Source organism: Paraburkholderia aromaticivorans, assembly GCF_012689525.1.
Taxonomy (GTDB): domain Bacteria; phylum Pseudomonadota; class Gammaproteobacteria; order Burkholderiales; family Burkholderiaceae; genus Paraburkholderia; species Paraburkholderia aromaticivorans_A.
This window is the reverse complement of sequence record NZ_CP051515.1, coordinates 1,983,104-2,007,456: the sequence shown is the minus strand read 5'-3', so window position 1 is coordinate 2,007,456 and position 24,353 is coordinate 1,983,104. Positions and strand designations below refer to the sequence as shown.

The 24,353-nt window shown below is 63.9% G+C and carries 24 protein-coding genes; 17 read left to right on the top strand and 7 right to left on the bottom strand.

Annotation, left to right across the window (positions count from 1 at the left end; all coding sequences use genetic code 11):
- Window positions 1-94 precede the first annotated feature (94 nt).
- Window positions 95-313, bottom strand: a complete 219-nt coding sequence (locus HF916_RS20825) for a hypothetical protein (RefSeq protein WP_168790724.1) — start codon at window positions 311-313, stop codon at window positions 95-97.
- On the opposite strand from HF916_RS20825, the gene HF916_RS20820 reads away from it, so the two are divergent.
- The 7 genes from HF916_RS20820 (at window position 312) to HF916_RS20790 (ending at window position 5,800) form a co-directional block, all read left to right on the top strand.
- On the top strand, window positions 312-632 hold the full coding sequence (locus tag HF916_RS20820; protein ID WP_168790723.1) for a YXWGXW repeat-containing protein: 321 nt from the start codon (window positions 312-314) through the stop codon (window positions 630-632). The genes HF916_RS20825 and HF916_RS20820 overlap by 2 nt on opposite strands.
- Before the next feature lie 359 nt (window positions 633-991).
- Complete coding sequence (locus tag HF916_RS20815; protein ID WP_240975456.1) at window positions 992-1,552, top strand: RNA polymerase sigma factor; 561 nt, start codon at window positions 992-994, stop codon at window positions 1,550-1,552.
- Complete coding sequence (locus HF916_RS20810; RefSeq protein WP_168790722.1) at window positions 1,549-1,977, top strand: hypothetical protein; 429 nt, start codon at window positions 1,549-1,551, stop codon at window positions 1,975-1,977. The genes HF916_RS20815 and HF916_RS20810 overlap by 4 nt, the downstream gene beginning before the upstream one ends.
- Entirely contained in the window at window positions 1,974-2,504 is a 531-nt protein-coding gene (locus HF916_RS20805; RefSeq protein ID WP_168790721.1) for a periplasmic heavy metal sensor, read from the top strand. The genes HF916_RS20810 and HF916_RS20805 overlap by 4 nt, the downstream gene beginning before the upstream one ends.
- A 73-nt stretch (window positions 2,505-2,577) precedes the next feature.
- Complete coding sequence (locus HF916_RS20800) at window positions 2,578-4,197, top strand: DUF1800 domain-containing protein (protein WP_168790720.1); 1,620 nt, start codon at window positions 2,578-2,580, stop codon at window positions 4,195-4,197.
- A gap of 5 nt (window positions 4,198-4,202) precedes the next feature.
- Window positions 4,203-5,351: a DUF1501 domain-containing protein gene (locus HF916_RS20795; protein ID WP_168790719.1), complete on the top strand. Its 1,149-nt coding sequence runs from the start codon at window positions 4,203-4,205 to the stop codon at window positions 5,349-5,351.
- Window positions 5,352-5,584: 233 nt separating this feature from the next.
- A complete protein-coding gene (locus HF916_RS20790; RefSeq protein WP_206001832.1) occupies window positions 5,585-5,800 on the top strand; it encodes a YXWGXW repeat-containing protein in 216 nt (71 codons plus the stop codon).
- A gap of 20 nt (window positions 5,801-5,820) precedes the next feature.
- Here the strand turns inward: HF916_RS20790 and HF916_RS20785 are convergent, their stop codons facing one another.
- The 3 genes from HF916_RS20785 to HF916_RS20775 form a co-directional block, all read right to left on the bottom strand.
- Window positions 5,821-7,065 (bottom strand): MFS transporter, encoded by a 1,245-nt coding sequence (locus HF916_RS20785; protein WP_168790718.1) that lies wholly within the window; start codon window positions 7,063-7,065, stop codon window positions 5,821-5,823.
- Between the two features lie 26 nt (window positions 7,066-7,091).
- Window positions 7,092-7,637, bottom strand: coding sequence for a flavin reductase (locus tag HF916_RS20780; RefSeq protein WP_168790717.1), 546 nt, complete (start codon window positions 7,635-7,637; stop codon window positions 7,092-7,094).
- 83 nt (window positions 7,638-7,720) lie between these two features.
- The gene (locus HF916_RS20775; RefSeq protein WP_168790716.1) at window positions 7,721-9,112 is read right to left on the bottom strand and encodes an LLM class flavin-dependent oxidoreductase; all 1,392 of its coding nucleotides are present in this window, start codon (window positions 9,110-9,112) and stop codon (window positions 7,721-7,723) included.
- 238 nt (window positions 9,113-9,350) lie between these two features.
- Here HF916_RS20775 and HF916_RS20770 point away from each other — a divergent pair, with 238 nt between their 5' ends.
- Entirely contained in the window at window positions 9,351-9,920 is a 570-nt protein-coding gene (locus tag HF916_RS20770; RefSeq protein WP_168790715.1) for a helix-turn-helix domain-containing protein, read from the top strand.
- A 137-nt stretch (window positions 9,921-10,057) separates the two neighbouring features.
- Here the strand turns inward: HF916_RS20770 and HF916_RS20765 are convergent, their stop codons facing one another.
- Window positions 10,058-10,420: a BON domain-containing protein gene (locus HF916_RS20765; protein WP_168790714.1), complete on the bottom strand. Its 363-nt coding sequence runs from the start codon at window positions 10,418-10,420 to the stop codon at window positions 10,058-10,060.
- Window positions 10,421-10,735: 315 nt separating this feature from the next.
- Window positions 10,736-12,541 (bottom strand): acyl-CoA dehydrogenase, encoded by a 1,806-nt coding sequence (locus HF916_RS20760; protein ID WP_168790713.1) that lies wholly within the window; start codon window positions 12,539-12,541, stop codon window positions 10,736-10,738.
- A gap of 267 nt (window positions 12,542-12,808) precedes the next feature.
- Here HF916_RS20760 and HF916_RS20755 point away from each other — a divergent pair, with 267 nt between their 5' ends.
- The 3 genes from HF916_RS20755 to HF916_RS20745 all read left to right on the top strand — a co-directional run bounded on the left by HF916_RS20755 (window position 12,809) and on the right by HF916_RS20745 (window position 15,842).
- Window positions 12,809-13,582 (top strand): SDR family oxidoreductase, encoded by a 774-nt coding sequence (locus HF916_RS20755; protein ID WP_168790712.1) that lies wholly within the window; start codon window positions 12,809-12,811, stop codon window positions 13,580-13,582.
- 87 nt (window positions 13,583-13,669) lie between these two features.
- On the top strand, window positions 13,670-15,367 hold the full coding sequence (locus tag HF916_RS20750; protein WP_168790711.1) for a long-chain fatty acid--CoA ligase: 1,698 nt from the start codon (window positions 13,670-13,672) through the stop codon (window positions 15,365-15,367).
- A gap of 160 nt (window positions 15,368-15,527) precedes the next feature.
- A complete protein-coding gene (locus HF916_RS20745) occupies window positions 15,528-15,842 on the top strand; it encodes a hypothetical protein (protein ID WP_206001831.1) in 315 nt (104 codons plus the stop codon).
- 104 nt (window positions 15,843-15,946) lie between these two features.
- On the opposite strand, the gene HF916_RS20740 is transcribed toward HF916_RS20745, so the two are convergent.
- Complete coding sequence (locus HF916_RS20740) at window positions 15,947-16,858, bottom strand: LysR substrate-binding domain-containing protein (RefSeq protein ID WP_168790710.1); 912 nt, start codon at window positions 16,856-16,858, stop codon at window positions 15,947-15,949.
- Window positions 16,859-16,971: 113 nt separating this feature from the next.
- Between HF916_RS20740 and HF916_RS20735 the strand changes: the two genes are divergently transcribed.
- The 6 genes from HF916_RS20735 to HF916_RS20710 all read left to right on the top strand — a co-directional run bounded on the left by HF916_RS20735 (window position 16,972) and on the right by HF916_RS20710 (window position 24,273).
- The gene (locus HF916_RS20735) at window positions 16,972-18,090 is read left to right on the top strand and encodes a tartrate dehydrogenase (protein WP_168790709.1); all 1,119 of its coding nucleotides are present in this window, start codon (window positions 16,972-16,974) and stop codon (window positions 18,088-18,090) included.
- 95 nt (window positions 18,091-18,185) lie between these two features.
- Entirely contained in the window at window positions 18,186-19,481 is a 1,296-nt protein-coding gene (locus HF916_RS20730) for an MFS transporter (protein WP_168790708.1), read from the top strand.
- A 711-nt stretch (window positions 19,482-20,192) separates the two neighbouring features.
- Entirely contained in the window at window positions 20,193-21,371 is a 1,179-nt protein-coding gene (locus HF916_RS20725; protein ID WP_116144550.1) for a quaternary amine ABC transporter ATP-binding protein, read from the top strand.
- The gene (gene choW / locus HF916_RS20720) at window positions 21,364-22,266 is read left to right on the top strand and encodes a choline ABC transporter permease subunit (RefSeq protein WP_168790707.1); all 903 of its coding nucleotides are present in this window, start codon (window positions 21,364-21,366) and stop codon (window positions 22,264-22,266) included. The genes HF916_RS20725 and choW overlap by 8 nt, the downstream gene beginning before the upstream one ends.
- Before the next feature lie 7 nt (window positions 22,267-22,273).
- Window positions 22,274-23,272, top strand: a complete 999-nt coding sequence (locus HF916_RS20715; RefSeq protein ID WP_168790706.1) for a GlxA family transcriptional regulator — start codon at window positions 22,274-22,276, stop codon at window positions 23,270-23,272.
- 65 nt (window positions 23,273-23,337) lie between these two features.
- The gene (locus HF916_RS20710) at window positions 23,338-24,273 is read left to right on the top strand and encodes a choline ABC transporter substrate-binding protein (RefSeq protein WP_168790705.1); all 936 of its coding nucleotides are present in this window, start codon (window positions 23,338-23,340) and stop codon (window positions 24,271-24,273) included.
- Window positions 24,274-24,353: the final 80 nt, after the last annotated feature.

Genomic DNA, 24,353 nt, shown 5'->3' with positions numbered 1-24,353 from the left:
CTAGTGCTAGTGGTCTTACCGCGACAAACTGCGCGCATTGGACCATTCGATAATTAAGATTTCGGGGCGCGAACCTTACCGAAGCCCTCGGGTTTTATTCGTTTGCATAACCTTTGCTGTCGTTCTGCTGACGCCGCATCGCGGCGCGCAGCCGGCCGCGACGCTGCGCCTCGCGTTTCACCACGGTTTTTCCCGCATCCTTCTTTCCTTTTGATTTTTCACACTGCCCGCAGCGACGGATTGCTTCCGCTGCTGCGTTCAACAGGAAACGGAGCCGCTTTCCGGCTTCGGCTTTGATGGGAGAAACCAACATGACATCCACCCAACCGGTTCGCCTGCTCACCGCCATGCTGACCGCCGCGCTGACCTGCGCCGCCACACTCAGCGCCGCGCCGGCCTTCGCGCAGGCGGTGATCGTCGCGCCGATGGCGCCGCCGTCGCCGCGCGTCGAAGTGGTGCCGGCGCCGCGTGCCGGTTACGCATGGGATCCGGGCCACTGGCGTTGGGCCCAGGGCCGTTATGTCTGGGTGGGCGGCCACTGGCAGGCGGTGCGCGTCGGTCATCGCTGGGTGCCGGGGCACTGGGTAGCGCGTGGTCCGAACTGGCGTTGGGTGGAAGGCCATTGGGCATGACCCGGGAGCGCCACGGCGGTCGATTTTTTTCGGCACGCTGCGTTCTCCAAACAGGCAGACTGCTATGAAAATGCTCGTGATGATTCTGCTGGCGGCCACGCTCGCCGGTTGTGTGGTGTACCCGGCGCGGCCGGCCTACTATCGGCCGGCGGTCGTCGTATATTGATCGCGCCAGTGCATGGCGAGACGCGCCGTCTTCACTGTCCGCGCGCACCGTTCGAACCGGTGCGCGTGCAACCATCCGTGTGAGGTGTAGGCGGCATGAGAGGCATCGGAAGGAGTGGCTTCTGCGTGACTGACGTTCAACCCACGGCGAGATTCATGCGGCGGCACGCACTCGCGCCGAGGAGCGCCGTGCCTTGAGCGAACGCGACCCCGACGCGGAATTGCTCGAACAGATCGGCCGGCAAGATCCGGCCGCCGTCCGCTCGCTCGTCTCGCGCAAGCTGCCGCGTCTGCTTGCGCTCGCCACCCGCATGCTGGGCGACCGCATGGAAGCGGAAGACGTGGCGCAGGAGGTGTTCGTGCGCATCTGGAAACAGGCGTCGCGTTGGCGGGAAGGCGAGGCGAAGTTCGACACGTGGATTCATCGCGTCGCGCTCAATCTCTGCTATGACCGGCTGCGCGGCCGGCGCGAAGAGCCGCGCGACGAGATGCCCGAGGAGGTCGATCCCGCGCCGGTGCCTGAGGCCAGACTCGAAGCGCGCGCCCAGGACCAGCGGGTTCGCGATGCACTCGCCGCGCTGCCGGCACGCCAGCGCGAGGCGCTGGTACTCAACTACTACCAGGAAATGTCGAACATCGACGCCGCGGCCCTGATGGGCATCAGCGTCGATGCGTTGGAAAGTCTGCTGGCACGCGCGCGCCGCAATCTGCGCGCTCAACTGGCCGGCAGCGGCCTTAGCAAGGACAAGTCATGACGCCTGAAAGATTTCAGCAGATCGTCGAGGCCTACGGCGCCGAGCCGCGCCGCTGGCCGCAACAGGAGCGCGCGGCGGCGCAGGCGTGGGCGCAGTCGCATCGCGCCGAAGCTGATGCGCTGCTGACGGAGGCGGCGGGCGTCGATGCGTGGCTCGCCGCCGACAAGGTCGAGCCGCCGGACGCGGCCCTGGTCAAGCGCGTGCTCGACAGCGCGCCGGTGCGGCAGCCGGCGCCGCCGCGACGCCGCCTGTGGTGGTCGGGCGCGGCGGTCGCGGGCGTCGGACTGTTGGGTGGTGTGGCGGGCGCTTTCGCCGTGTCGTTCTTCGTGCTGACGGAGACCGGGCCGCAGGCGCCGCTCACACATGAGTCGTCTTATTTAACTTCGAGCTTCGGTGGTTCGTCCGCCGATTGGAGCGACGAATGAACGGCCGGTCATGGAAAGTCGTGCTGGTGGCCTCGCTGGTGCTGAATGTGTTTCTGGTGGGCGCGATCGTCGGCGGTGCTTATCAATGGTTTGCCGCGCGCGGCGCGACGGCGCCCGTGCTGGCGCAACAGCGCGCGCTGCGCTTCGCCGCGGAAACGCTGTCCACCGAGCGCCAGAAAGCCTTTATCGACGGCCTGAAAGACGCACGCCGCGACGGCCGGCAATACGCCCGCGAAGGCCGCGAAGGGCGTCGCGACGTGTTGCGTCTGCTGGCGGCGCCGCAGTTCGATCGCGCCGCGCTGGACGCCGCGCTCGAGCGCACGCGCCAGGCGGACAGCCATCTGCGCGCGCAAGTGGAAGGCCGTGTGGCCGACTTCGCGGCGACCTTGTCGCCCGAGGAGCGGGTTCAATTCGCCGACAGCCTGAAAGTGCGCGGGCAATGGCGTGAACCCGCGCCGGCGGCGAATGCGAACAACGCGGCGAAGAAGCCGGCGAATCAGGCATCGAGCGAAACTTCGGGCGAGTAAAAAACCTGAAGCGGCTGCGACGGATTTTTGCGTGACAGCCGTTTAAGGACTATCCACAGCCGAAGAGGATGGTATGGCCAACTCACCGAACCTGAACGCCGCGGCGATTGCGCTAAACCGCTTCGGTCTGGGCGCGCGTGCCGACGACACGCCGCCCGCCAATCCAAAAGGCTGGCTGCTCGCGCAGTTCGAACAGTACCAGGCGCGGCCTGCCGCGTGGGCGAATCAGCCCGACTCGGTGGCGCTCTCCACTGAACTCGTGCAGCAGCGTATGCAGTTCAATCAGCAGGCTCGTCAGAATGCGGGCGACGGCGCGGCGACGGGTCCCGCGAACGCGCAAAACATCGCAACGTCTGATGGCCAAACCAGCTCAGGAACGGCGAACGCGCAAAATATGACCATGCCTGACGGGCAAACCCGTACTCAGGCAAACGCACAAGCAAACGCGCAGGCCGACACACCAAACTCAACGCAAGCAACCGCGCAAACCGCCAGGCAAGCCGAACGAAAAGCGATTCGAGGTGAAATACTCGACATATACCGCTCATCGGTAAATGCACGGGTGACGAGTGCGTTGACCACGCAGACGCCGTTCATCGAGCGGCTGGTGCATTTCTGGTCCAACCATTTCGCGGTCTCCACCGAGAAGCCCGGCGTCGCGGCACTGGCCGGTTCGTTCGAGGCCGAAGCGATTCGCCCGCACGTGCTGGGCCGCTTCGAAGACATGCTGGTGGCCGTCGAACGTCATCCGGCCATGCAAGTGTTTCTCGATCAGACGCGCTCGGTCGGACCGGACAGCATGGCGGCCATGCGCGCCGCGCAGCGCAATCCGGAGCGCAAGCGCGGTCTGAACGAAAACCTCGCGCGCGAAATCATGGAACTGCACACGCTCGGCGTGCGCAGCGGCTACAGCCAGGACGACGTCACCGAATTCGCCCGCGCGCTGACCGGCTGGAGCGTCGCGGGCAATCCAGCCAATGCCGGCAATGCCGGCAATGCGGGCCGGCTGGCCATGCAGCAGAACGCCGCGCCGGGCACCTTCGTGTTTCGCGCCGCGCTGCACGAGCCCGGTTCGCGGACCATCATGGGGCGTCGCTACGATCAGGTGGGCGTTGAGCAGTCGCTCGCGATCCTGCACGACCTCGCGAGCGCGCCCGCGACCGCGCAGCATATCGGCGGCAAGCTGGCCCGTCATTTCGTCGCCGATAATCCGCCGCCCGGCGTGAGCGAACATCTGGCCAGCGCGTTCGAGCGCAGCGGCGGCGATCTGCCGACCGTCTATCGCGCCTTGATCGACATGCCGCAAGCGTGGTCGCCCACGGCCGTGAAATTCAAAACGCCGTGGGAATGGACTATTTCCTCGATGCGCGGACTCGGCTGGCAGGACCTCGGCAAGCTGCAGACGGCGCCCATTCTCACGCAACTCGGTCAGCCGGTGTGGCGTCCGGGCTCGCCCGCCGGTTACGACGACATCGCCGCTAGCTGGGCCGCGCCCGACGCGCTCGTGCGCCGGGTCGAAGTGGCGCAGCGTTTCGCGTCGCAAGTCGGCGACCGGCTCGATGCGCGCGCACTCGGCCAGACCCTGCTCGCCGGTTCGCTCAGTGCGCCGACGGCCACGGCGGTATCGCGCGCCGAGAGCGCGTCAACGGCGATCGCGTTGTTGCTGGTCTCGCCGGATTTTCAACGGAGATGAATGCCATGCTGTCACGCCGCAAGTTTCTGAGCGTCGCCGCCGCCGGCGCGGGCGCGATGCTCGTGTCGCCGCGGATCGCGTTCGCAAGCGTCGCCACCGAGAGCCGTTTCGTGTTCGTGATCCAGCGCGGCGCCGCCGACGGTCTGAACATCGTCGTGCCGTACGCCGAACCCGCCTACGCCACACTGCGCGGCGCGCTTGCCATCGACACTTCGAACGCGCCGCGCCTGGACGGCACCTTCGCGCTGCATCCCGCGATGGTTCAGACCGCCGCGATGTATGCGAACCATCAGGCGCTGTTCGTGCACGCGGTGGCGTCGCCGTATCGCGACCGTTCGCACTTCGACGGACAGAACGTGCTCGAGACCGGCGGCACGTCGCCGTATCAGATGAAAGACGGCTGGCTGAACCGGCTCGTCGCGCAGTTGCCGGCCACGCGTGAGAACGCAATCGCGTTCGCGCCGACCGTGCCGATGGCGTTGCGCGGGCCGGCGGCGGTGACGTCGTATGCGCCTTCGGCTTTGCCGCAAGCCCCCGACGATCTGCTCACGCGCGTCTCGCAACTCTACGATCAGGACGCGCAGTTGCGTCCGTTGTGGGAGTCGGCGATGACCGCGCGCGGTCTGGCGGGCGACGCCAGCGCGCGTCAGGATCCGGCGAGTCTCGGCAAGCTCGCCGCTGGTTTCCTGTCACGCGAGAACGGGCCACGGATCGCGATGATCGAAACCGGCGGCTGGGACACACACAGCGCGCAGAACGCGCGCCTCGCTAATCAGTTGAAAGCGCTCGACACGATGCTCGCGTCGTTGCGCGACGGCATGGGCCCGTTGTGGAGCAAGACCACCGTGCTGGTCGCCACGGAGTTCGGCAGAACCGCCGCCGCCAACGGCACGGGCGGTACTGATCACGGCACGGGATCGGTGGCGATGGTGCTCGGCGGCTCGGTGCAGGGCGGACGTGTGATCGCCGACTGGCCGGGTCTCGCGCCGCACAACCTTTACGAAGCGCGTGACCTCAAGCCGACCACCTCGCTCGATGCCTTGATCGCCGGCACCGCGAGCGAAAGTCTCGGACTCGATCCGCAGCGCACGGCGGCCGCGCTATTTGGTCGGGCGTCGGCGGGGCGGCCGCTGAGCGGCATCGTGCGCGCGTAGTGGTGGCGTATGGAGATTGACTGGATGCCGCAAATGAATCCGCTTTCATCCACGTCGTCAGTCAAAGAGCCGGCAACGGGACGGCTCAGATGATGTCGTTCAAAGAGCGGCAAGGAGAGCAGTTCACTTGAAGTCACCCGGCGAGCCGGCATGGCGCCGATTCACCTGTTTGTCACCCAAAGAGTCGGCAAAAGGACCGGCTTACATCCAATCAGAACGCTCAGGAGAGGAACTTGAAAATCAAATCGAATCTACGCGCCGTATCGCTCGCGGCTCTTTGCGCCGCACTGTTATCAGCCTGCGTGGTCGAGCCGGCGCGGCCGCCGCAACCCGAGCCGCTCGTCGAGGTGGTGCCCGCCGCGCCCGCGCCGGGCTATCACTGGGTGAAAGGCCACTATCGTTGGGAAGGCAATCATTGGGCGTGGATGCCGGGACATTGGAGAGGATGACCAGGTAGCGGCTCGGCGTTCTAACGCCGGCCACCCGCAAGCCGTCGCGCATCCGGCAAATTCCGCAAACGCAGCATCGCGATACAGCCGAGCAGCGGCCCGATCGCGAGCATGCCGAAGGCGCCGCGCCAACCCGCCAACGCGACGACATCCGGCACCAGATGAATGCTCACCAGCGTCAACAGAAAACCCGCGCAGGTCTGCGCGGTCAATAACGTCCCGATCGACGCCGGCTCGGCGAGTTCCGCAATGCTCGCCGAAAACTGCGCGGAGTCGGCGATCACCGAAATCCCCCAGCACAGCGCCACGCAGCCGACCAGCCAGACCGGCGCGCCGAGCAGCCAGCCCATCAACGCGGCGCACGCGCCGCTCACGGCCATCGCGCCGATCGTCACGGTGGTGCGGCCGAGCCGATCCGCCAGCACGCCGCCGAGCCACGCGCCGAGCGCGCCCGCCGCGACCGCGCCGAAGGTCAGCCATTCGGCCGCCGCGCGCGGCTGCGGCATACCGGCCGCCGTAAAGCTCGCTTGCAGGAATACGGCGAGCCACGCCCACATCGCGTACAACTCCCACATGTGGCCGAGATAACCGAGGTTCGCGAGCCGCAGCGCGGGGTTGCGCCAGGCGCCGGCCAGTGCGGACCATTCGATGCGCGTCGCGCGCGCCATATTCGGCCCGACGGCGCACAGCAGAATCGCGACGCCCGCCAGCAGCGCGCAGCACGCCGAGATGCCATAGATCGCGCGCCAGTTCGAACCGCCGAGCGCCGCCAGCAGATGCGGACTCGCCGAGCCGAAGGTCAGCGCGCCGACCAGCAGCCCGATCAATAAACCGAGATCGCCTTTCGCCCAGGTTGCCGCGAGCCGCATGCCGACCGGATAAACGCCCGCCATGCAGATGCCCGTCAACAGCCGCAACAGGATCGCAAGCGGACTCGCTGGCGCGAGGAATACGAGACAGGCGGTGGCGGCGCCCGCCGTCAACGCGCTAATCATGAAGAGCCGCCGAGGATCGAAGCGGTCGGCAAGGGAGAGCAGGGCGCTCGTGACGGTGCCGGCCACGAAGCCGGCCTGCACGGCGCTCGTCAGCAAGGTCGCCTGCAAGGCAGACAGACTCTCTACCTGCCTGACGATCGCCACGACGGCCGACGATGAAAACCACACGCTCATCGCGCCCACCTGGCAGAGCAGCAGAATCACGAGCGAACGCGTCTTGCCGGCCATCGCGCGGCTCGATCGATGCGGGCTTGCCGAGGCTTCTTTCATGCGTGTCTGGTGCCGTGCATCGTGCGTTAGCCGGCCGATTCAGCAGCGAGCGCGTCGCTGGCTTCGGCCGCATGCGTCGCGTGCACGGAGCGCGCGCCGACGCGGTGATAGCGGCGGCCGTAGTAGATCAGCGCATCGCCGGCGACGTGCGTATGCGCGGCTTTCACGGCGCAAAAGAACACCGTGTGCGTGCCGACTTCGGTGACCGATTCGATCTCGCAGTCCAGCGAAGCGAGCGCGCCATGCAGGACCGGTGCGCCCGTCGCGAGGGTGTCCCATTGCGCGGCGGCAAAGCGTTCCGCTATCGGCAGCGTGCTGGTGGCGAAGTGCGCGGCGAGCGTCTGCTGCTCGGCGCTCAGCACGTTGACGCAGAGCTTGCCATTGGCGCGAAAAGCCGCGTTGTTGCGGCTGCTGCGATTGATGCAGACGAGCAGCGTGGGCGGCTCGTCCGTCACACCGCAGACCGCCGACGCGGTGCAGCCGGCCAGACCCGCCACGCCATCGCTCGTGATGATGTTGACGGCGGCGCCGAGGCCGGCCATCGCGTCGCGAAAGGTGTTCCTGTCAAGCATGTGAGCCTCTGCGAAAGAATCGCCGCGCCGCTGCGTGGCGGCGCGGGCGGCACGAAGTGAAGGCGTGCATCACGGCGCGATTGCTAAACATTGCCAGGAACCGGAGCGGCGGCGCAAGCGGGCGAACGGAACTTCGCCGCCGTGTGGCTGGAAGGCAAGCGCGCATGACCGAAGAGTTTCTCGCGCAAGGTGCCGTCGCGATACGCGTGCTTGTAGGCGCCGCGCTCCTGCAGAATCGGCACGACGTGTGCGATGAAATCCTCGAAGCATTCGGGCGCGACCGTACGCGATAGATTGAAACCGTCCACGCCCGCTTCCTCGGTCCACGCGATCAGTTCGCTCGCTACCCGTTCGGCCGAGCCGACGAGCGGCGCCTGACGGCTGCCCAGCACCATCTGTTCGAGCAGCTTGCGTTTGGTCCACTGCGGACCGGCGGCGCGCGTCATGGCTTCGACGTTCGAGACGATGGCCTGACTCTTGCCGGTTTCGATCGGCTCGTCGAGGTCGTAGCGTGCGAAGTCGATCCCGAGCGACGCCGCCGCATGCACGAGCGCCGCCTCGGAACTGACATAACGGCGGTACTCCGCGTACTTCTCCTGCGCCTCGCTGTCCGTGCGTCCGGTGATGACGGTTTGCCCGAGCAGCACCTTGATGTCGTCGGCTTTGCGGCCGCCCGCAACGGCGTGCGCGCGAATATCGTCGACGATCGCTTTCACGGCCGGCTTCGCCTGGCCGTTGACGAACACGCACTCCGCGTGCGCCGCGGCGAACCGTTTGCCGCGCGCTGACGACCCCGCCTGATACAGCACCGGCGTGCGCTGCGGCGACGGCTCGCTTAAATGCATCGCGTCCACCCGATACTGCTTGCCGTGATGATGAATCACATGGACCTTCGACGCGTCCGCATACACGCCCTGAACTTTGTCACGCAGCACCGCGCCGTCTTCCCAACTGCATTCCCACAGTTTGTAGACCAGTTCCATGTATTCGTCGGCGAGGTCGTAGCGGTCGTCGTGCGCCATCTGGCCGGTGAGGCCGATCGCGCGCGACGCGCTGTCCAGATAGCCGGTGACGATGTTCCAGCCGACCCGGCCGCGCGTCAGATGATCGAGCGTGGACATGCGCCGCGCGAACAGATATGGCTGCTCGACCGTGAGATTGGACGTGACGCCGAACGACAGATGACGCGTCACCGCCGCCATGGCCGGGATCAGCAGCGTCGGGTCGTTGACCGGCACCTGCACGGCGCCGCGAATTGCCGCGTCGGGGTTGCCGCCGTAGACGTCGTAGACGCCGGCGACATCGGCGAAAAAGATGCCGTCGAACAGGCCCGCTTCGAGCGTGCGGGCGTAGTCGGTCCAGTACTGCAAATCCGTGTAGCGCGCGGACTGATCGCGCGGATGAGTCCACATCCCTTGCTGGATGTGGCCGACGCAGTTCATGTCAAACGCGTTGAGAACGATTTCCTTCGGCATGGTGTCTTCCGGCTGGGTGGACGAATGCTTACGGCTGACGTTCGAGTCGCGTGCGGTTGTGCGGGTTGCTGTCGCGATCTTGCGTTTAATATAGTGGACGAAAAATCACTATGCAAGACATTGATTTCGGCCTTTAATGAGCGGCGAGGCGAGCGTGGATGCCAGCGTCCATGTCTACACTGCCTCGATATAATTTGCGGTGCCCGCTTTCCTCACCTTCCAACTCGTCCATCTTTCCATGTCCGAATCCGCTGCCATCGATCTGACCCAGGCGATTTCCTTGCGCGTGAAGACCGAGCGCGAGGCGCGCAACTGGTCGCTGAGCGAACTGGCGGAGCGCTCGGGCGTGTCGAAGGCGATGATCAGCAAGATAGAACGAGGCGAGGCGAGTCCCACGGCGACGGTGCTCGGGCGTCTGTCAGGCGCGTTCGGCCTGACCTTGTCGACCTTGCTGGCGCTTGCCGAGCAGACTGGCGAACGGCTCGTGCGGTATGCGGAACAAGCGGTCTGGCAAGACCCGGAGACCGGCTACACGCGCCGGCGAATCTCGCCACCCACGGGCGGCGTGCTGGAATTGCTGGAGATCGAGCTGCCGCCGGGCGTGAAAGTGCCGTACCCGCCGGATGCTTTCGTGTTCCAGCATCAACAGATATGGGTGACGCTTGGCGTGTTGACCTTCCGGGAAGGCAAGCAGCTTTACCGGCTGGAAGCCGGGGATTGTCTGCAGCTTGGCGCGCCGCTCGAATGCGAGTTCTTCAACGCGGGCGAAGACGCGTGCCGTTACGTGGTCGGCCTCGTTCGACGATAGACGCTTCCTTGTACGTTCAATGAGCGCTTCAATAAGCGTTTCAAATACCAGGACGACAGGCAACGCCTCACGCTCGCATCGAGCGACGAGCGGCGTTGCCTGTCGTCACCGGCAAGTCACCGGGTGAAAGCGGGCGCTTAACCTCCGCCGCCGCCTTGCGTGCCGATCGTGAGCTTATTGCTCACCGACTTCACGCCGGCCACACCCTTCGCCACTTCCTCTGCCTGCGGAATCTGCGCGCCGTCGGGCACCGATCCGGTCAGGGTCACCGCGCCGCCACGGGCCCGGACGAACACGTTCGACACGTCAAAACCCTGCGCTTTCGACAGAGCCTTGCGCACTTGCAGACCCAGCGAGCGGTCCGTCTTCTTGACCGTTTTAGCACTGGGCGCCGACGTGTCGCTGGACGCCATCGCGTCGCTCGACTGCGCATAGGCGCTTGCCGCCGTTGCTAAACACAATGCGATGCCGAGCGCCTTCAAAAGATTGACTGTTTTCACGTTTTCTCCATCCTCGAAAAGTTGATGTCGCTTCGTTGCATGCAAAAAACCACGCGCTTGCGAGCACTTTTCCGCTCACGAGGAGCACCCTGTCTTGTAGAAGAGTGATGCTGCGACGCTCCCGGCGCGCTTAAACAATACTCCAGCCGAAGCGCTCATGCTGGAAAAACTGGCTGGAACGCCGCATTGGCAGCCATTCCGGCGATCATTGCGACTATTTGTGTTGCGCACTTGTGACGACGATGTTCCACATATCCGGTTGCCGATTTGTCAATGCGCGTCCATGCGCGTCAATGCGCGTCAATGCGGCGACGCCTAGAACCATTGCGGCGCCATGCTGAGCGTGGTGTCGTCCAGCGTGCGCAACGTGGCGAGCATCAAGGCGACGCGCGGCAATTCCCAGCGGAAGAACCACTGGCACGCATGCAGCTTGCCGCGATAGAAGTCCGCGTCTGCTTCGCTATGCGAAGCAGGTAGCGCAGCGCTTGCGACGATCGCCTGACGCAGCCATGTCCACGCAATCACGATATGGCCGAAGGCTTCGAGAAACGCATTCGCGTTGGCGAGCGCGCGTTCGCTTTCATGGGTCAGCGTGGGCAGCAACGCCTCGACTGTGGCAGTCAGATCGGTCCACGCTTCGCCGAGCGCATCGGCGTGCGCGTGCAATGCCGGGCGTTCGCGCGCCGCGTCGATGGTGTGCTGGATTTCGCGGGCCAGTTGTTTGAGCGCGGCGCCCTGTTTCATCGTCACCTTGCGGCCGAGCAGATCGATGGCCTGAATGCCGTGCGTGCCTTCGTGAATCATGTTCAGCCGGTTGTCGCGATAGAACTGCTCGACCGGATATTCACGCGTGTAGCCGTAGCCGCCGTGAATCTGGATCGCGAGACTATTCGCTTCGAGACACCATTGGGACGGCCAGGATTTCACCACCGGCGTCAGCAGATCGAGCAGCAGGCCCGCTTCGGTGCGCGCGGTTTCGCTCTCGCCGGTGTTCTGTTCGTCGACGAGACGCGCCGCGTACAGGCACAACGCATAAGCCCCTTCCACATAGGCTTTTTGTGCGAGCAGCATGCGGCGCACGTCGGCGTGTTCGATCAGCGGCAATTGCGGATCGAGCGGATTCTTGTTGTCGGGGCGACGTCCTTGCGGGCGTTCGCGCGCGTAATCAAGCGACGCGAGATAGCCGCGGTAGCCGAGCATGACAGCGCCGAGTCCGACGCCGATGCGCGCCTCGTTCATCATGTGGAACATATAGGCGAGACCGTGATGCGGCTCGCCCACCAGTTCGCCGATGCATTCGCCGTGTTCGCCGAACGACAGCATGGTCGACGTCGTGCCGCGCCAGCCCATCTTGTGAATCAGTCCCGCGAGGGCGACGTCGTTGCGCGCGCCGAGGCTGCCGTCTTCGTCGACATGGAACTTCGGCACGGTGAAGAGCGAAATGCCTTTGACGCCCGGCGGCCCGCCTGGAATGCGCGCCAGCACCAGATGCACGATGTTCTCGCTCAACTCGTGGTCGCCGCCTGAAATGAAAATCTTGTTGCCACGAATCGAATAGGTGCCGTCCGCATTGGGCGTGGCGCTCGTGACGAGATCGGACAGGCTCGAACCCGCTTGCGGTTCGGTCAACGCCATGGTGCCGAACGCGCGGCCTTCGAAGAGCGCTTGCAGATACTTGCGCTTTTGCGTTTCGCTGCCGAAGCGCTCGATCACGTTCGCGTTCGCCGTGGTCAGCATGGCATACGACGCGGTCGCAATGTTCGCACTCTTGAAGAGCGACAGGCACGCAAACGAAATCACCGACGGCAACTGCATGCCGCCCCATTCGTAGTCCTTGCCCGCGGCGAGAAAGCCGGTGGCGCGCATGGCGTCGAGTGCCTCTTTGACCTCGACGGGCAGGGTGACGCGTTGACCGTCGAACTGCGGCTCGTGTTCGTCCGAGAGACGGTTGTGCGTCGCGAACTTTTCCACGGCGACCGTATGCGCGGTGTCGAGCGCGGCGTCGAAGGTCTCGCGGCTGTGATCGGCGTGACGTGCGCGGCGCGTGAGCGTCTCCGCTTCGAGCACTTCGAACAACTGAAACTCGAGATCACGTGAGTTGATGATCAGCGCATCTTGCATGAGAGAAGACCCGTGAAAAGTAAGCCGCTTTGCGGAACAGCGACGTAAGGCAAGCGTAAAAACGCCCTCGACCATATCGGCCCGGCGCGGTTGAGAAGCGCGGTATTCGGGTATTTCCCGATGCTCCGCTACTCGACGATGCGTGTCAGTTTATATTGAAAGTGAATGATCGTGCTTTTATTTACAGGCCGAATTTCGGCACGTATGATGGGCGCAAAACGCGGCATACCCATCTGCATAGCAGAACAAATCTGGAGGAGCGACGCAATGTCTGTGAAGGACCTGTTTCAACTGGACGGCAAGGTGGCACTCATCACCGGGGGCTCGCGCGGCCTCGGTCTGCAAATGGCCGAGGCACTCGGCGAAATGGGCTGCCGCGTCGCCATCACCGCGCGCAAGGCCGACGAACTCGCTGAAGCGAAAACGCATCTGCAACAGATCGGCATCGAAGTGCAAACGGTGGTCAACGACCTGCAGCGCTTCGAAGGCATCCCCGGTCTCGTCGACGAAGTACTGGGCCTGCATGGCCGCATCGATATTCTCGTCAACAACGCGGGCGCGACATGGGGCGCGCCCGCCGAAGACTATCCCGACGAAGCGTGGCACAAGGTCATGAACCTGAACGTCAACGCACCGTTCTTTCTCGCTCGCGAAGTCGGCAAGCGCAGCATGATCCCGCGGCGCGCGGGCAAGATCGTCAATATCGCTTCGGTGGCGGGCTTAAAGGGTTCGCCGCCGGGCATGAACACGATTGCGTACAACACGTCCAAGGCCGCCGCGATCAATTTCACGCGGGCGCTCGCCGCGGAGTGGGGCAAGTACAACATCAACGTCAATGCGATTTGCCCGGGCTTTTTTCCTTCGAAGATGACGGCGGGTCTGCTCGACAAACTCGAAGAAGCGATAGTCTCGCGCACGCCCTTGCAACGTCTGGGCGGCGACGAAGATCTCAAAGGTCCGATTGTGTTTCTCGCGAGCGAGGCGTCGCGCCATATCACCGGCCAGGAATTCGCGGTGGACGGCGGCGCGATCATCGTGTGAGTGTCACGTCTGGTCAGACGCGGCGATGCGAACGAAGCGCGCGGCAGCAAGCCAGCGCGCACCGACAGTAAAAAGCTGGAGACGCTGATGAACGAACGCCATCACCCGCATTGGCCGCCGCAAGTGCCGCTGCATCTGACGCTGCCCGAGACCAATCTTTTCTATAACGCCGAAGTCTCGGCGGCGCGCTATCCCGACAAGCCGTTCATCATCTTCTACGACACGGCGATCACGTTCGCCGAATTCAAGGACGAAGCCGAACGGATCGCGGGTTTTCTGCAGCAGGCGTGTCAGGTCAAAGCAGGCGACCGCGTGCTGCTGTATATGCAGAACAGTCCGCAATGGATCATCGCTTACTACGGCATCCTGCGGGCGAACGCGGTGGTGGTGCCGGTCAATCCGATGAACATGACCGCCGAATTGGCGCACTACGTGGAGGACAGCGGCGCGACCACGATCATCGCGCCGCAATGCCTGTTCGCGAACGTCGAGCCGCTGATCGGCAGCGGGCCCGGAAAGGGCATCGAGCACGCAATCGTCGCGACGTATAGCGATTATCTGAAGAAGACCTCGCCGATTCCCGTGCCTGAATTCGTCGCCGCGCCGCGCAAGACGTTCAATCTTCCCGGCGTCACGTCTTGGCAAGAAGTGATCGAGCAACGTATCGCGCCGGGGCCGCTCACCACCGGTCCCGACGATCTGTGCGTGATGCCTTACACGTCGGGCACCACCGGCAAGCCCAAAGGCTGCATGCATACGCACCGCAGCGTGATGAGCACGCTGCTCGGCGGCTGCGTCTGGTTCTCGTCGCCGCCGGACGGCGTTTATCTATCTGTCCTGCCGCTCTTTCACGTGACCGGCATGCAAGGCGGCATGAACAGCGCGGTCTTCTCCGGCATGACGATCGTGCTGTTGCCGCGCTGGGATCGCGAGGCCGCCGCGCTATGCATGCAGAAATATCGCGTCACCGCATGGCAGTCGATCTCGACGATGATGGTCGATTTCCTCTCGAACCCGAAGCTCAACGAATACGATCTGTCGAGCCTGACCGGCACGCGCGGCGGCGGCGCGGCGATGCCGGACGCGATTGCCAGAAAGCTCAAGGCGCTGACCGGTCTCGATTACGTCGAAGGCTACGGCATGACGGAGACGATTGCCGGCACGCACATCAATCCGCCGCATCGTCCGAAGCCGCAGTGCCTGGGCATACCCGTGTTCGACGTGGACTCGCGCGTGATCGATCCGGTTTCGCTGGCGGAGCTGCCGCAAGGCGAAACCGGCGAGATCGTCACCCATGCGCCGCAAGTCATGCGGGGCTACTGGGGTAATCCGAAGGCGACGGCCGAAGTGTTCATCGAACTCGACGGCAAGCGGTTTCTGCGAACCGGCGATCTCGGCCATATCGATGAGGACGGTTATTTCTTCATGACCGATCGTCTCAAACGGATGATCAACGCGTCCGGTTATAAGGTCTGGCCGGCTGAAGTCGAGGCGCTGATGTACCGGCATCCGGCGATTCACGAGTTCTGCGTGATCGGCGTGAAGGACGAGAAGCGCGGCGAGACCGTGAAGGCGCTGGTGGTGCCCGACGCGGCGCATGCAGGCACGATTACTGCGCAGGAGATCATCGACTGGGCGCATGAGCAGATGGCCTCGTACAAGGCGCCGCGCGTCGTCGAATTCGTGGCGTCGCTGCCGAAGTCGGGCAGCGGCAAGATCTTGTGGCGAAAATTGCAGGAAGAGGATGCGGCGCGCGTGGCTGGCTCGGGAGATTCGTCTGCTTGATGCAACACCCTCTGGCGGCGCTGAAATGACTCTTTTGATGGTTTGCCTGTAAGCTTTGAGCGCGAGTCCGTACTGAGTGTCGTGCGCGGCTCGCGTGGTGAACAGAAGACTCATAGACAAGCTTGAATGCTATTGCCAACTTTCGAGAGGGGAATTAACAATGAAGAGCGTTGCCATTAAACAGATCATGCTCGGCCTTGCCGTCACCGCCATGGTGGCAGGCACCATTCCGCTCGCCGCGGCTCAAGGCGCCAGCGACGCTGCCATGTCGGCTGCGCCCGCCGCGGCGAGCAGTGCGAAACCCACCAAAGCGGAGCGTAAAGAGGCGCGCAAGCAAGCCCGAGCCAAGAAGAATGCCGAGCTGAAGAAGCTTGAAGACGCAGGCTATCAGCCGGGTCAGAACGACCCGAACTATCCGGACAAGCTGCAGAAAGCGCAGAAGAAGGCCGGTGTCGGAGCAGGCGCGAGCCAGTAATCGTGCAGGCAGCCGCGCGGCGGGACTGAACGTCGCGCGGCTGCCAGTACGGATCGCGTCCGCGAGCCATGCGACGCGACTCAACCCACTTCAGCCACACTCACTCAACGCGCGCCCAGCGTCTCGACCAGCATGTCGACAAACGCCTTGACCCGCGCCGTCATCTGTAACTGCTGCGGGTACACTGCATAGATATCCGCGCCCGGCGTGCGGTAGTCGGGCAGGACGTGAACGAGCCGGCCATCGGCGAGATACTCCGCGATATCCCATTCGGCGCGCATCAGAATGCCGTGGCCGTCGAGCGCCCACTTCACCGCGATTTCGCCGTCGTTGGTGGTCAGGTTACCGCGCACACGGACCGTCTCGGTCTTTTCCGTGGCGCCGCGTCCGCTGGTCAGACGCCAGACGCCGTAAGCGTCGCCGCCCTGGCGAATGCCGATGCAGTTGTGCTGCGCCAACTCGGCCGGGCTGCGCGGCGCACGCCGCTCGGCAAGATAGCGCGGCGAAGCGCACAGCAGACGCCGGTTCGACGCAACCCGGCGCGCGATCACGCGGGCATCCGGCGGCTCGCCGAAACGTACGCACACGTCGAAGGCGTCGTCGCTGAGCGGCGGTGGATCGACGGAAAGCTGCAACTGCACGTCCACCTCGGGAAAGCGCCGCACGAATTGCGAGATCAGCGGAGCCACGTGGCTGCGGCCAAAACCGAGCGTCGCGTTCACGCGCAGCAGGCCTTTCGGCGCTGCCTGCGAGCCGCCGAGCAACTGGGCGAGGTCGTCCATCTCGCTCAGAATGCGCCGCGCGCGCGTCAGATACAGCTCGCCTTCCGGTGTGAGGCTCATGCGCCGAGTCGTGCGGTTGACGAGCGAGACGGCGGCCCGCGATTCCATCTGCGTCAGATGCTTGCTGACGGCCGCCGTGCTCAGGCCGAGTTCGCGCGCAGCCGCAGTCAGGCTGCCGCTCGCGGCGAGCGTGGAGAAAAAAGCCAGATCGTCCGGCTGGATCGACGAGGTCATGAAGCGGCCTATTGTTAACCTGGAGTTAAGGATGCTTTGAGTCTAGCAGCGTTTTTTCGGGCAGTGGCCGTTCTACGATGCGCTCCATGCTTTCAACATCATGGAGACGCCCAATGAAGACCTATCGCATCGCAACCATTCCCGGCGACGGCATCGGCAAGGAAGTCGTACCCGCGGGCCGGCGCGTTCTGGAAGCCATCGCGGCGCGCAGCGACGCCTTCGGCTTCGAGTTCGAGGATTTCGACTGGGGCGGCGACTACTACCGCGAGCATGGCGTGATGATGCCGGCCGACGGACTCGATGCGATTCGTCACAAGGACGCGATTCTGTTCGGCTCGGCGGGCGACCCGCATATTCCCGATCACGTGACGCTGTGGGGTCTGCGCCTGAAAATCTGCCAGGGTTTCGATCAGTATGCGAACGTGCGCCCCACGCGCATCCTGCCCGGCATCGACGCGCCGTTGAAGCGCTGCGGGCCGAAGGATCTCGACTGGGTGATCGTGCGCGAGAACTCGGAAGGCGAATACGCCGGCGTGGGCGGCCGCGCTCATCAGGGCCATCCAATCGAAGTCGCCACCGATGTTTCGATGATGACCCGCGCGGGCGTCGAACGCATTCTGCGTTTCGCGTTCCAGCTCGCACAGTCGCGGCCCCGCAAGCTGCTGACCGTGATCACCAAGAGCAACGCGCAACGTCACGCCATGGTCATGTGGGACGAGATCGCCGTGCAGATCTCAAAGGAGTTTCCGGATGTCCGCTGGGACAAGGAACTCGTCGACGCCGCCACCGCGCGCATGGTCAACCGGCCTGCCACGCTCGACACGATCGTCGCCACCAACTTGCACGCCGATATTCTCAGTGATCTGGCCGCGGCGCTGGCCGGCAGTCTCGGCATCGCGCCGACCGCGAATCTCGACCCTGAGCGCCGCTATCCGTCCATGTTCGAGCCGATTCACGGCTCCGCATTCGACATCATGGGCAAGGGCCTCGCGAATCCGGTCGGCACCTTCTGGTCGGTGGTGATGATGCTGGAGCATCTCGGCGAGCACGCCGCCGCGCAGCAATTGATGGCGGCAATCGAGCGCGTCACGGCGGATCCGTCGCTGCATACGGGCGACCTGGGCGGCACGGCCACGACCGTGCAGGTGACCGATGCCGTGTGCGCGATCCTGGCCGCGGGGTCGTCGACGCCGACGTCGACCGAACCGGTTGCGAGCGTCAAGGCCGCCTGAAGCCGCCACGCACACATCACACAAAACCATAACGCCCGGACCAACGCGTCACGGGCGATCTCACTGCACCGAGCAGAGATAGAGTGGAGACAGCTATGAACAATGAATTGCAGGCCCGAGTGGTTCGCAAGCTGACCTGGCGCATCTTGCCTTTTGTGATGCTGCTTTACTTTGTCAGCTTTCTCGACCGTGTGAACGTCGGCTTCGCGGCCATCACCATGAACAAGGATCTCGGCCTGACGCCGACCATGTTCGGGCTCGGTGGCGGCATTTTCTTCCTCGGTTATTTTCTGTTCGAGGTGCCGTCGAATCTCATTCTCAACAAGGTCGGTGCGCGCATCTGGATCGCACGCGTGATGGTGACGTGGGGTCTCGTGTCGGCGGCTTCGGCATTCGTGTCAGGGCCCACCTCGTTCTATACGCTGCGTTTTCTGCTTGGCGTGGCCGAAGCCGGCTTCTTCCCTGGCATCATCCTTTATCTGAGCCAGTGGTTTCCCGCCCGCCAGCGCGCCGTCGCGGCCGCCGCGTTCATGGCGGCCGCGCCGCTCTCGACGGCCATCGGCTCGCCGATTTCCGGCGCGATCATGCAGATGCCCGCGTTGTTCGGCCTGAAGGACTGGCAGTGGCTTTTCGTCATCGAAGCGATTCCCGCCGTGCTACTCGGCTTCGTGGTATTGAAAGCGCTCACCGATTCACCGGACAAAGCCAAATGGCTTGCCGCCGATGAAAAAGCGTGGCTCATCGCCACCTTGCGCGAAGAACGGATGGGACGCGAATCGCAGTCAGGCCATGCCGCGGGTGCGCTCGCCGCACTACGCGACTCGCGTGTGTGGATCATGTCGATGATCTATTTCGGCACCTCCGCGGGACTCTACACGCTCGGCCTGTGGGCGCCGCTTATCATTCGTCAGTTCGGTTTCAGCGCGCTCCGCACAGGCGCATTGAATGCGATTCCGAGTGTGCTGGCGGTGATCGGCATGGTGGTGTGGGCGCGTCATTCGGACCGTCGCGGCGAGCGCACCTGGCACGTGGTGATTCCTTGCGTGGCGGCGGCCATCGGGCTCGCCTGGGCCGGCCTCGCGGACACGGCGCTCGGCGTCGTGCTGGCACTGGTCGTGGTGAACGTCGGCATCAGCGCGGCGAAGGCGCCGCTGTGGGCGATGCCAAGCACCTTTCTCTCGGGCGCGGGTGCGGCTGCCGGCATCGCCATGATCAATTCGATCGGCAACCTGGGCGGCTTCGTTGGGCCGTTCGCGATCGGCTGGCTGAAAAGCGTGACGGGCGGGTATGCCGCCGGGCTCTATGTGGTGGCGGCGAGCCTTGCGGTTTCGGCTCTGCTCACGTTGGCTGTCGGTCGGCGAGGGTATCGGACCGCGCACGCGGCGCGATGATCCAGCCCCCTCGAATGGTGAAGAGAAGCGTTGTCGTTCTCGCTCACGACGCGCTTTAGGGCTTTGATCTTTTGCGTATCTGAATCGATTACGCTCTGATGCTGTGGACTCGATAGACGGGCACAGCACCATGGCATCCAGACGCAAAGTCAAACGATACAAAACCGACCTCTCCGCTGAACTGCACAGCGCCGCGCTGTACGAAACACTCGCCGAGGTCGAGAAAGAGGGGTGTCTCGTTTTCGTGAACGCTACCCTGGTGCGCACATCTCGCCGTTGAATGGCGGGCACAACGGGTTTTTCGGCTGAGGTTTCGGGTACGTGCGCTGCTGCGTTGCGGCAATAAGGCCTGAAGACTCCCACGAACAGCACTTTTCTGCGTCGCATCGCCTCCACTTGCTCTAACGCGACACGCCTCGAAGCGCCCCTCGACACCCGCCAAACCCTTACCCCACAAGGCTCCAGCCCCCACTGGCCGGCATGCCCAAAAAACGGGTGTCGCATTTCCACATGTGCCTGTCGCAAATAGTCGGCTAGCGATACTTTTTTCTGGCAACTATGTATGCACAGCGCGGACAGACGTCCGCCACTGCAGCAACTATCTTGCATGGGACCGGAGTAAGCGCTAAAGCGCCAACTCCGGTCGACGCGGTGCATAGGACCGGAGTAAGCGTTAAAGCGCTAACTCCGGTCGACATAGGAGAGTATTCAATGAATTCCCCCAAGGTCGTGGTCGAAGGGCTGTGCAAGGTGTTCGGCACCAACCCGAAACAGGCGATCGGCATGCTGGCTGGCGGCGCGACGAAAGAAGAAGTGTTCGCGCGCACCGGTCAGATTGTCGGCGTCCACAACGTATCGTTCGAAGTCAAGGAAGGCGAGATCTTCGTGCTGATGGGCCTGTCCGGCTCCGGCAAGTCGACGCTGATCCGCTTGATCAACCGTCTGGTCGAGCCGACCGCCGGCAAGGTGCTGATCGACGGCCGCGACGTGGCCAGCGTGCCGCGCTCCGAGCTGACGGCGCTGCGCCGCAAGGACATGAGCATGGTGTTCCAGTCCTTCGCGCTGATGCCGCAGCGCACCGTGCTGTCCAATGCGGCCTTCGGGCTCGAAGTGGCGGGCGTGGGGCGCAAGGAGCGCGAGAAGCGCGCGATGACCGTGCTCGAGCAGGTCGGCCTCGCGCCCTTCGCGCAGAAGCTGCCCGCGCAACTGTCCGGCGGCATGCAGCAGCGCGTGGGTCTGGCGCGAGCGCTGGCGGTCAACCCGTCACTGATGATCATGGACGAGGCGTTCTCCGCGCTCGATCCGCTCAAACGCAAGGAAATGCAGAACGTGCTGCTTGATCTGCAACGCGAACAGCAGCGCACGATCCTGTTCGTGTCGCACGATCTGGAAGAGGCGATGCGCATCGGCACCCGCATCGCGATCATGGAAGGCGGCCGGGTCGTGCAGGTCGGCACCCCGCAGCAGATCATCACCAATCCCGCCGATGATTACGTGCGCGCGTTCTTCGAAGGCATCGACACCAGCCGCTATCTGACCGCCGGCGATCTGATGCAGACCGACGCCGTGCCGCTCATGCAGCACTCGCCGCAGATCGACGCATCGAGCGTGGCCGCCACGCTCAACGGCAGCGCCGACTACGCGTTCGTGCTCGATAGCGAGCGCAAGATTCGCGGCTTCGTGTGCCGCGACGCAATGGGCAGCGCCTCGCCGCAGCTCAATCAGATCGAATGCATCCGCCGCACCACGCCGCTCGACGACGTCGTCGAACGCGTGGTGGCGAGCCGCGCGCCGCTGCCGGTTGTCGAAGCCGACGGCTCCTACTGTGGTTCGGTCAACAAGACGAACGTGCTGAACGTTCTCACGCGCCATCGGAGTTCCCATGTCTGAAGTCATTCCACTTGGCGCCTGGGTCGATCACGGCGTTCACTACCTGCTCGACCACGACGCAAAAACTTTCGATTCCATCGGCAAGGTGATCGAGAGCTTTGCCGCGGTGATCGAACACAGCTTGCAAGCTGTGCCGATGTGGGCGCTGATGGCGTTCTTCGTCGGCATCGGCCTGTGGCGGGTGGGCTGGCGCTTCGCGCTGTTCACGCTGCTAGCCATGCTGTTGATCTATGGGACCGGGTTCTGGGATCAGATGGTGATCACGCTTGGCCTGACGCTGTCGTCGACGTTGATCAGTCTGTTGCTCGGCGTGCCGCTCGGCATCTGGACCGCGAAGAGCCGCACGGTCGAGATGATCGTGCGACCCGTGCTCGACCTGATGCAGACCATGCCGGCCTTCGTCTACCTGATTCCGGCGGCGATGCTGTTCGGTCTCGGCCGCGTGCCGGGGATTCTCTCCACGGTGATTTTCGCCATGCCGCCGGCGGTGCGTCTTACGTCGCTCGGCATCAAACATGTGAACCGGGAAATCGTCGAAGCAGGGCAGGCGTTCGGCTGCACGCCGTTGCAACTGCTCTACAAGGTGCAGTTTCCGAATGCGCTGCCGTCGATCATGACCGGCGTTAACCAGACCATCATGATGGCGCTCTCCATGGTGATCATCGCGTCGATGGTGGGCGCGGGCGGTCTCGGCAACGACGTACTGGCCAGTATTCAACGGCTCGACATCGGGCTCGGCTTTGAAAGCGGACTCTCAGTGGTGATGCTCGCGATCATTCTGGACCGCATCACGGAAAGCTTCGGCCGTTCGCCGGGCACGGCGCGTGCGCCGCTGCTGTCGGGCTTGCGCAGCGTCATGAAAGTGCGCCGCGAGCCGGCCGCGCAACACGGCTGAGCCACCTATGAAGCGCGACGCGCTCACGCCAGTCGAGCCCGAGGCCGATTCGCCGCTGTCCGGGCTTGCGCACGTCGGCTTTCTGACGCTGCCGAATTTTTCGATGATCGCGTTCACCAGCGCGGTCGAGGTACTGCGCATGGCCAACTACGTGGGCCGCGCGCAGCACTACCGGTGGTCGGTGATTACGCCGGACGGCGAGCCGGCGCGAGCGAGTAACGGCATCACGGTGAAACCCACCACGACGCTCGCTGAAGCCGGCATGCCGGATGTGCTGATCGTCTGCGCCGGCTGGCACGTGCGCGATTACGTGGACGACACGGTGATCGCGTTGCTGCGCGACGTCGCGGAAAAGGGCATACCGCTCGGCGGCATTTGCACGGGACCGTATGCGCTGCTGGCCGCGGGCCTGCTCGACGGCTACCGCTGCACCGTGCACTGGGAAGACATGTCGCCGTTGCACAAGAGTTACCCGCATGTGCGTTTCGCCGACGAACTGTTCGTGATCGACCGCGATCGCATGACCTGCACCGGCGGCACCGCGCCGCTCGACCTGATGCTGAAGCTGGTCGACATGCGGCTGGGTCATGCGGTGGCGGCACAGGTGTCCGAGCAGTTCATCGTCGAGCGGATTCGCGGCTCGACCGACTACCAGCATATTCCCGTCGACGCGCGGGTCGGCTTCTCGCGCGCGGAACTCGTCGAGGTGGTGCGGCTGATGGAAGCGAATATCGAGGAGCCGTTATCGCTCGACGAACTTGCGCGGCTCGTGCACCTGTCGCAGCGGCATTTGCAACGCATGTTCAAGATGTTCCTGAGCGTGTCGCCCACGCACTATTACCTGACGCTGCGGTTGCGGCGCGCGCGTGAGTTGCTGCGCAATACGGATGCGTCGATTGCGCGCGTGACGGCCGTGTGCGGCTTTCATTCGGCGTGTCATTTCAGCAAGGCGTATCGCGCGCAGTTCGGTCACGCGCCGAGCGTCGAGCGGCGCTTGTCCGCGTAGTGAGCGGCGTAAAACAATCCGCTTCGTCAAAACCAGTCAAACATCAATCACCCTGAGGGAACGCCATGAAACGTTTGTGGGCTGCGTCGTTGTGCGCGCTGTCTGTGTCGTCTGTGTTTGCCGCGGAACCCGCCACTTGCCGCGACGTGCGGTTCGCCGATGTCGGCTGGACCGATATCGCGGCGACCACCGGGCTGGCGTCGACCCTGCTCGAAGGGCTCGGCTACAAGCCGACCAAGACGATCGCCTCGGTGCCGATCACCTTCGCCGGTGTGAAGAGCAAGCAGATCGACGTGTTCCTCGGCTACTGGTCGCCGACTATGGACCCGATGATCGATCCGTTCAGGAAGTCCGGCCAGCTCAGCGTGTTGCCCACGCCGAATCTGACCGGCGCGAAATACACGCTGGCGGTGCCCGATTACGCGTATCAGTCCGGTATCAAGACGTTCGCCGACATCGCGAAGAACTACGACAAGCTCGACGGCAAGATCTACGGGATCGAGCCGGGTAACGACGGCAATGCGTTGATCAAGAAGATGATCGACACCAATCAATATGGGCTTGGCAAGTTCAAGCTGGTGGAGTCGAGCGAGGCGGGCATGCTGGTCGAAGTGAACCGCGCGGTTCGCGACAAGAAGCCGATCGTGTTTCTGGGTTGGGAGCCGCACCCGATGAACGTGCAGATGAAGATCGATTATCTGTCCGGCGGCGATGCTGTGTTCGGTCCGAACTATGGTGAAGCCAAAGTGCTGACGGTCACGCCGAGCGATTATTCGGCGCGCTGCCCGAACGTCGCGAAGCTGGTGTCGAATCTGCAGTTCACGACCGATATCGAGAATCACGTGATGCTGCCGATCATGAACAAGACCGATCCGAATAAGGCCGCGCGCGAATGGCTGAAGGCAAATCCGGCGGTGCTCGATAAGTGGCTGGCGGGGGTGAAGACGTATGACGGGAAGGATGGGTTGCCGGCTGTGAAGGCTTATGTGGCGGGGAAGTAAAGGGGGATTTGTAGAATGCGGCGGCTAGGGGGCGCTCCTCGGGAATGTCTTTTACGTCGCCTCGTTTCTCCTTTATTTTG